The sequence below is a fragment of the Flavobacterium sp. genome (genome assembly GCF_028712645.1).
Lineage (GTDB): Bacteria > Bacteroidota > Bacteroidia > Flavobacteriales > Flavobacteriaceae > Flavobacterium.
Genome location: NZ_JAQTPQ010000183.1, coordinates 1 through 7,166 on the forward strand (window position 1 = coordinate 1; position 7,166 = coordinate 7,166).

Consider the following 7,166-nt stretch of genomic DNA (forward strand, 5'->3'; position numbering starts at 1 on the left):
TTCGACATTGATAGTTCCTTCACCTTTGCAGGTTTCGCAACGACCGCCATCGACGTTAAACGAAAAATGTTTGGCTTGATAACCTCGAATTTTCGATAGTTTTTCTTTGGCAAACAAATCTCGAATATCGTCATAAGCCTTAATGTAAGTCACAGGATTCGAACGGGAACTTCTTCCAATCGGGTTTTGATCTACGTATTCGATGTGTTGAATTTTGTGATAATAGCCACGCATTTCGGTAAATTGTCCCGCTTTTTCGCCAATGCCATCTAGCTTTTTTTGCATTGCCGGAAACAATATTTTTTTGACCAAAGTACTTTTTCCACTACCAGAAACTCCTGTAATCACGGTCAAACATTCCAAAGGAAATTTGACGTCTATATTTTGTAAATTGTTTTCTCTTGCACCCAGAATTTCAATGTAATTATTCCATTTTCTGCGGATTCGAGGTGTTTTAATTTCAAGTTCTCCGTTTAAATATTTAGCAGTTAAAGAAGTCGATTTCAAGATTTCGTCGAAAGTACCTTGAGCAACTAATTCGCCACCAAAAGTTCCCGCTTCGGGACCAATATCGATAATCATATCGGCTGCTTTCATAATATCTTCATCGTGTTCGACCACAATAACAGTGTTTCCTAAATCACGCAAAGATTGCAACACTTTTATCAATCTTTCGGTATCTTTGGGATGCAAACCAATACTTGGCTCATCGAGAATATACATCGAACCCACCAAACTGCTTCCGAGTGAAGTCGCCAAATTAATACGTTGCGATTCACCACCAGAAAGTGTCGCCGAGTTTCTATTTAAAGTCAAATAATCCAAACCAACTTCGGTCAAAAATGACAAACGGTTGTTGATTTCCAATAATAATCGTTTGGCAATTTGCTTTTCATACACATCCAAATCGATGTTTTCGAAAAAAGTGACCAAATGTTTGATAGGTAAATCAACCAAATCCGAAACGGTTTTAGAATTGATTTTCACGTAAGAAGCTTCGATTCGCAAGCGTTTTCCTTTGCAGGAATGACATTTGGTTTTGCCACGATAACGCGAAAGCATCACGCGGTTTTGGATTTTATAATTTTTGTCTTCTAATTCCTTGAAGAACACATTCAAACCTTGAAAATAGCTGTTTCCTGTCCAAACCAATTCTTTTTGTTCTTCCGAAAGTTCGAAAAAAGGTTTGTGAATCGGAAAATCAAACTTGTAGGCGTTGTTTACCAATTCGTCCCGAAACCAACCCATACTTTCGCCACGCCAAGGATAAATGGCGTTTTCAAAAATGGACAAGGAAGTATTGGGAACAACCAATTCTTCGTCGATTCCAATAATGTTTCCATAACCTTCACAAACCGGGCAAGCACCATACGGATTGTTAAAACTGAATAAATGGACGTTGGGTTCGAGGAAAGTAATTCCGTCTAATTCAAAATTATTGCTGTAGGAATAACGTTTGTGTGTGTTTAATTCTTGCAAATGACAAATTCCTTTTCCTTCATAAAAAGCAGTTTGAACCGCATCCGAAAGGCGATTGTAAAATTCTTCTTCGTCTTTAACCACGATTCGGTCAATGATAAGGAGAATATCTTTATTGTCTAATGAATGACTTTCGATAGCGTCTAAACGAATGGTTTCATTATTGACCAATATTCTAGAAAAACCTTGGTTGAGCAAGGCTTTCAATTTGTCTTCTAAAGCTCTACCGTGTTCTAAATGAATAGGAGAGAGGAGTAACCATTTGCTGTTAACGCCAAATTTTTTCACATCAGAAATCACATCTGAAACCGTATTTTTTTTGACTTCCTGACCCGAAACTGGCGAAAAAGTTCTACCTACTCGGGCGAATAATAATTTGATGTAATCGTAAATCTCGGTTGAAGTTCCAACTGTAGAACGGGCATTAGTAGTGTTTACTTTTTGCTCGATGGCAATCGCTGGTGCAATTCCTTTGATGTATTCTACTTTTGGTTTGTCTAATCTCCCTAAAAATTGGCGTGCATAAGAAGATAAACTTTCCACATAACGACGTTGACCTTCGGCATACAAAGTGTCGAAAGCTAGACTTGATTTTCCCGAACCCGAGAGCCCAGTGATGACCACTAATTTATTTCTAGGAATCGCGACATCCACATTTTTTAGATTGTGAACTTGAGCTCCTTTGATAATAATATTCTTCTTTGGATCTAATGTTGAAAGGTCAATTGGCATACAAAAGTCGAATTTTCACAAAAGTAATCATTTTTAAAATTAGAAATGGTATTGAAGGTATTCCAAATAGTTGTTTTGGAGAGTCAACTTCTTCTGAATTTAAGCAATTTTGTTATCCAAATCCTGTTGAAAATAAATTATATTTGCAGTCATTTGACAACCAAAATCTAGTGAAACTGTAAATATATAAATACGCAACGCATTAATACAAATATTATGATAAATGAAATTCTACTTGGGAATTATAAATTAGACAACGATACTAAAAATATCACAGGTGAATTTGTGGATTTTGATGGAGAATCATTTTACAAAATAGCTAATTATGATAAGATGGATCCATTTTTTATGACCATCGTTAGCAACTCAGACCATTGGATGTTTATTTCAAGCAACGGAGGACTATCTGCTGGTAGAAAAAATCCTGATTTAGCTTTGTTTCCTTATTATACCGTAGATAAAATTCAAGATTCCTCTGAAATTACAGGAAGTAAAACCCTATTATTAGTCACACGAGGAAGTAAAACTTCATTGTGGGACCCCTTCTCAGATAAGTACAAGGGTGTGTATAAAACACAACGCAACATTTATAAAAATGCTTACGGAAACAAGATAATATTCGAGGAAATTAACGAAGATTTAGGAGTTACTTTCTCTTATCAATGGATGAATAGTGAAAAGTATGGTTTCATTAAAAAATCGATCCTTACTAACAATCTTGAATCCTCAGTTTCAGTTTCAGTTCTTGATGGAATCCAAAATATTTTACCTGCTGGAATCAATCAGCAGCTTCAAAATTCTTTGAGTAATCTAGTTGATGCTTACAAAAAAAATGAATTGGTTACTGATACCAATATTGGATTATTTATGTTAAGTTCAGTAATAGTTGATAAAGCTGAGCCTAGTGAATCTTTGACTTCAACTGTTGTTTGGTCAGAAGGATTCAGTAATACTAAAATTTTATTATCATCTAACCAAATTAAAAACTTTAAAAAAGGGCTTCCTATTGAAGAAGAAAAAGATATAAGGGCTACAAGAGGTGCTTATTTTGTAAATGCTCAAATTGAACTTTCATTTAATGAAAGAAAAGAGTGGTATATTGTTGCTGATATCAACAAAAATTCAGGTTATATAGCTTCTTTAAAACAATTTTTATTAGGTAATAAAAATTGTGCACAACAGTTGCTGAATGATGTTAACGATGGTACAAATAATTTAATCAAAATATTAGCATCAGCAGATGGTTTACAATTAACAGGGGATAAATTAGGCATTAATAGGCATTTATCTAATGTATTGTTTAATGTAATGAGGGGTGGTATTTTTGATGATAATTATACCATTGGCAAAAAAGACTTGCAAGAATTTATCGCTGGAGCAAATACAGTTGTTTATAAAAATAATCTTGCCTTCCTTCAAAGTTTAAATGAAAATGAAAATTATTCTATTTTACTTAAAAAGGTGGCAAGTAACAACGACAGTCAATTAATTCGGTTGCTTTATGAATACTTACCGTTAACTTTCAGCAGAAGACACGGTGATCCATCTCGTCCGTGGAATCGTTTTGCAATTGAAATAAAAAAAGAAGACGGTTCAAAAAACCTTAATTACCAAGGAAATTGGAGAGATATTTTTCAAAACTGGGAAGCACTTGGATTATCCTATCCTTCTTTTATAGAAGGTATGATTTGTAAGTTTTTAAACGCCTCAACGGCTGATGGTTACAATCCTTATCGAATTACTAGAGACGGAATAGATTGGGAATCACCAGATCCGCACGATCCTTGGGCAAATATTGGTTATTGGGGTGATCATCAGATTATCTATTTACAGAAATTTTTAGAAATAGCTAAAAAATTCCATCCGGAAGCATTAAACAGGATGTTGACTGAAAATATTTTTGCTTACGCCAATGTGCCTTACAGAATTAAGTCCTATGATAATTTAGTAAATAATCCTTTTGACACGATTGAATTTGACTTTGAAGCAGAAAAGATAGCTTTAGATAGCGTTAAAAATATTGGTAGCGACGGAAAACTTATTTTAAAATCTAACGGTGATGTACTCCAAGTGAATTTCACTGAAAAGTTATTAGCAATGTTACTGGCAAAACTATCTAACTTTATTCCAGAAGCAGGAATTTGGTTAAATACTCAAAGACCAGAATGGAATGATGCTAACAATGCTTTAGTGGGAAATGGTGTTTCAATGGTAACATTATATCATATTCGAAGATTGCAGACCTTTTGTCTTGAATTATTTAAAGGAACAACTACAGGAAAGATTGAAGTTTCAGAGGAAATTGCTGTGTTTTTCGATTCCATTTTCACAATTTTCAAACAGTACAAAGATTTATTGATTACAGATATATCAGATGCTAATAGACGATTAATTGCTGATGGTTTAGGTTATGCAGGAAGTGAATACCGCGAAAAAATTTATGGTAAAGGGTTTACAGGAAATAAAAAAACTATTGATATTTCAGAACTTATAGCGTTTTTCGAATTGACCATTCAACATTTTGATCACTCGATTCGAAAAAATAAAAGAGAAGATAATTTATATCATTCCTACAATCTAATTTCATTTAAAGATAATAGTGTTTCTATTCGTCATCTTTATGAAATGTTAGAAGGACAAGTGGCTATATTAAATGCTTGTTTTTTAAATACAGAAGAAGTCAATCAAGTGCTTGATGCTCTCAAAGAAAGTGCTATTTTCAGGGAAGATCAATACAGTTATATGCTTTATCCAGATCGACAGCTGCCTAGGTTTACTGATAAAAATAATATTTCATCCGAATTAGTTCAAAATAATAAATTACTCACTCAACTTATTTCCGAAAACAATAGTGAAATAATCTACAAAGATATTGATGGGGTGTATCATTTTAATAGTAATTTTAGAAATGCTGCCGATTTAAAAACTGCGCTAGATTTGTTGCCATCTCAAAATAATTTAGACCAAGAAAAAGAATTGGTTTTGCAAGTTTTCGAAAAAGTTTTTGATCATCAATCTTTTACTGGTCGCTCAGGAACATTCTATGGTTTTGAAGGTTTGGGTTGTATTTATTGGCACATGGTTTCTAAATTATTGTTGGCAATAAGCGAAAACTATTTCATAGCACTTCAAAACACTACAGATGAAGTTCAGCTTGGAAAATTAGTTAAACATTATTATGATGTAAGGGCTGGAATAGGGTTTAATAAATCGCCAGAATTATTCGGTGCTTTCCCTACAGATGCTTACTCTCACACTCCTGGAAATGGTGGTGCTAAACAACCTGGAATGACAGGACAAGTTAAAGAAGATATAATTTCTCGTTTTGGAGAATTAGGTATTAATGTAAATGATGGAAAAATTGTTTTCAATCCAGGCTTGTTAAGAAAGTCAGAGTTTATAGTGACTGCGGATAAATTCGAGTATATTTCTTTGCAAAACGGTAAAGAATCGATTGATTTACAAATAGATAGTTTAGCCTTTACTTTTTGCCAAGTTCCATTTGTTTATCATATTTCAGAAAATAATAAAATTATAATAACAAATACTAATGGTTCAACATCAGAATTAGTTGGTCTTACAATGGATAAGTTGAGTAGTAAGGAAATTTTTGAAAGAACAAATAGTATTAAACAAGTAGATGTTTATCTAGTTCCTCGATTAGCATAGCTAATTATTATTTTTAATTGGTGTTAAATTAAGGCTTCTTTTTTTATAGGTTTTATTGACTTATATAAAAAAGAAGCTTTTTTTTTACTTTTTACTTGCTTCTTAACACAAAAAATTGTTAAATTTGACAATTAATAAACCACAAAAAACCATTAGCCTATACAATAGAACTACTTTTTAGAGAAATTACTCCAATTTTATTAAAAAACTAAAAGGTATAACTATGGCTAACGTACAACTTCCAGACGCTTTATTGGTTCGAAATTATGTAGAAGGCGATGAAAATGCCTTGACTATATTGATCAATAGACATCAATCAAAAATTTTTGGTTTTATATATTCAAAAATTTCCGATAGAGATATTTCGAATGATATTTTTCAAGATACATTTATTAAAGTTATCAAAACTTTAAAATCAAGAGCTTATAACGAAGAAGGTAAATTTCTTCCTTGGGTGATGCGTATTGCTCACAATTTGATTATTGATCATTATCGAAAAAACAAAAAAATGCCAATGTATAGAGAAACAGAGGAGTTTTCTATTTTTTCAATTATGTCTGATGATTCTTTAACAGTCGAGAATAAAATTATACAAGAACAAGTTGAAATCGATTTAAAAAAACTAATCGAAGAACTTCCTGCTGATCAGAAAGAAGTATTAATTATGCGTATGTATCAAGATATGAGTTTTAAGGAAATTTCAGAAATCACAGGCGTTAGCATTAATACTGCTTTAGGTAGAATGCGCTATGCTTTAATGAATATGAGGAAAGTTATAGATAAGCATCAAATTATTTTAACAAATTGATACTATTTTGAAAATTGTTGCGTTGTAATAAAAAACAAAACTTTATTACTATATGGCAAAAATTTACTCTGAGAAAACATTAGCAACAACTACGATGAAACCAAAAAAAGAAACGATTTCTTTTTTATTAAATTACTCAAAAGCGTTAAGTATTATTAAAGTTAACAAAATGAGTTTCGAAATTATAGCTAATTAGGAAAACATCCCGATAATTATCGGGATGTTTTCGTTTGTAGCTCTTCTAAAACTAATTTTCTGCCAATAGTTCGGGTAATTATATCTTTGTCTAAATCCCAACCTCTAGCTGGCGAATATTCGCGACCATACCAAATCATTTGAAGGTGCAAATCGTTCCATATTTCCTTTGGGAAAAGGCGTTTGGCATCTTTCTCTGTTTGAACCACGTTTTTTCCATTCGATAAATTCCAGCGATACATTAGTCGGTGAATGTGTGTGTCAACTGGAAAGGCAGGAACTC

The 7,166-nt window shown here is 32.7% G+C and carries 5 protein-coding genes; 3 read left to right on the forward strand and 2 right to left on the reverse strand.

Translation table 11 applies throughout. From position 1 onward, the window contains the following. On the reverse strand, positions 1-2,211 hold a 2,211-nt coding region (gene uvrA, locus PHC28_RS13185; RefSeq protein WP_300101363.1), incomplete at its 3' end, for an excinuclease ABC subunit UvrA. A 216-nt stretch (positions 2,212-2,427) separates the two neighbouring features. Here uvrA and PHC28_RS13190 point away from each other — a divergent pair. The 3 genes from PHC28_RS13190 (at position 2,428) to PHC28_RS13200 (ending at position 6,884) form a co-directional block, all read left to right on the forward strand. Beyond that, on the forward strand, positions 2,428-5,880 hold the full coding sequence (locus PHC28_RS13190) for a hypothetical protein (RefSeq protein WP_300101366.1): 3,453 nt from the start codon (positions 2,428-2,430) through the stop codon (positions 5,878-5,880). A gap of 223 nt (positions 5,881-6,103) precedes the next feature. Further along, complete coding sequence (locus tag PHC28_RS13195) at positions 6,104-6,688, forward strand: sigma-70 family RNA polymerase sigma factor (protein WP_300101369.1); 585 nt, start codon at positions 6,104-6,106, stop codon at positions 6,686-6,688. 52 nt (positions 6,689-6,740) lie between these two features. Continuing rightward, positions 6,741-6,884, forward strand: a complete 144-nt coding sequence (locus PHC28_RS13200) for a hypothetical protein (RefSeq protein WP_300101373.1) — start codon at positions 6,741-6,743, stop codon at positions 6,882-6,884. Positions 6,885-6,900: 16 nt separating this feature from the next. On the opposite strand, the gene nth is transcribed toward PHC28_RS13200, so the two are convergent. Further along, the coding region (nth, locus tag PHC28_RS13205; RefSeq protein WP_367278035.1) for an endonuclease III at positions 6,901-7,166 on the reverse strand (266 nt) is incomplete at its 5' end.

Bases quoted from the DNA above. Each gene is read 5' to 3' on its own strand.
- PHC28_RS13190 (WP_300101366.1), top strand. From the start codon at position 2,428: ATGATAAATGAAATTCTACTTGGGAATTATAAATTAGACAACGATACT.
- PHC28_RS13195 (WP_300101369.1), top strand. From the start codon at position 6,104: ATGGCTAACGTACAACTTCCAGACGCTTTATTGGTTCGAAATTATGTA.
- PHC28_RS13200 (WP_300101373.1), top strand. From the start codon at position 6,741: ATGGCAAAAATTTACTCTGAGAAAACATTAGCAACAACTACGATGAAA.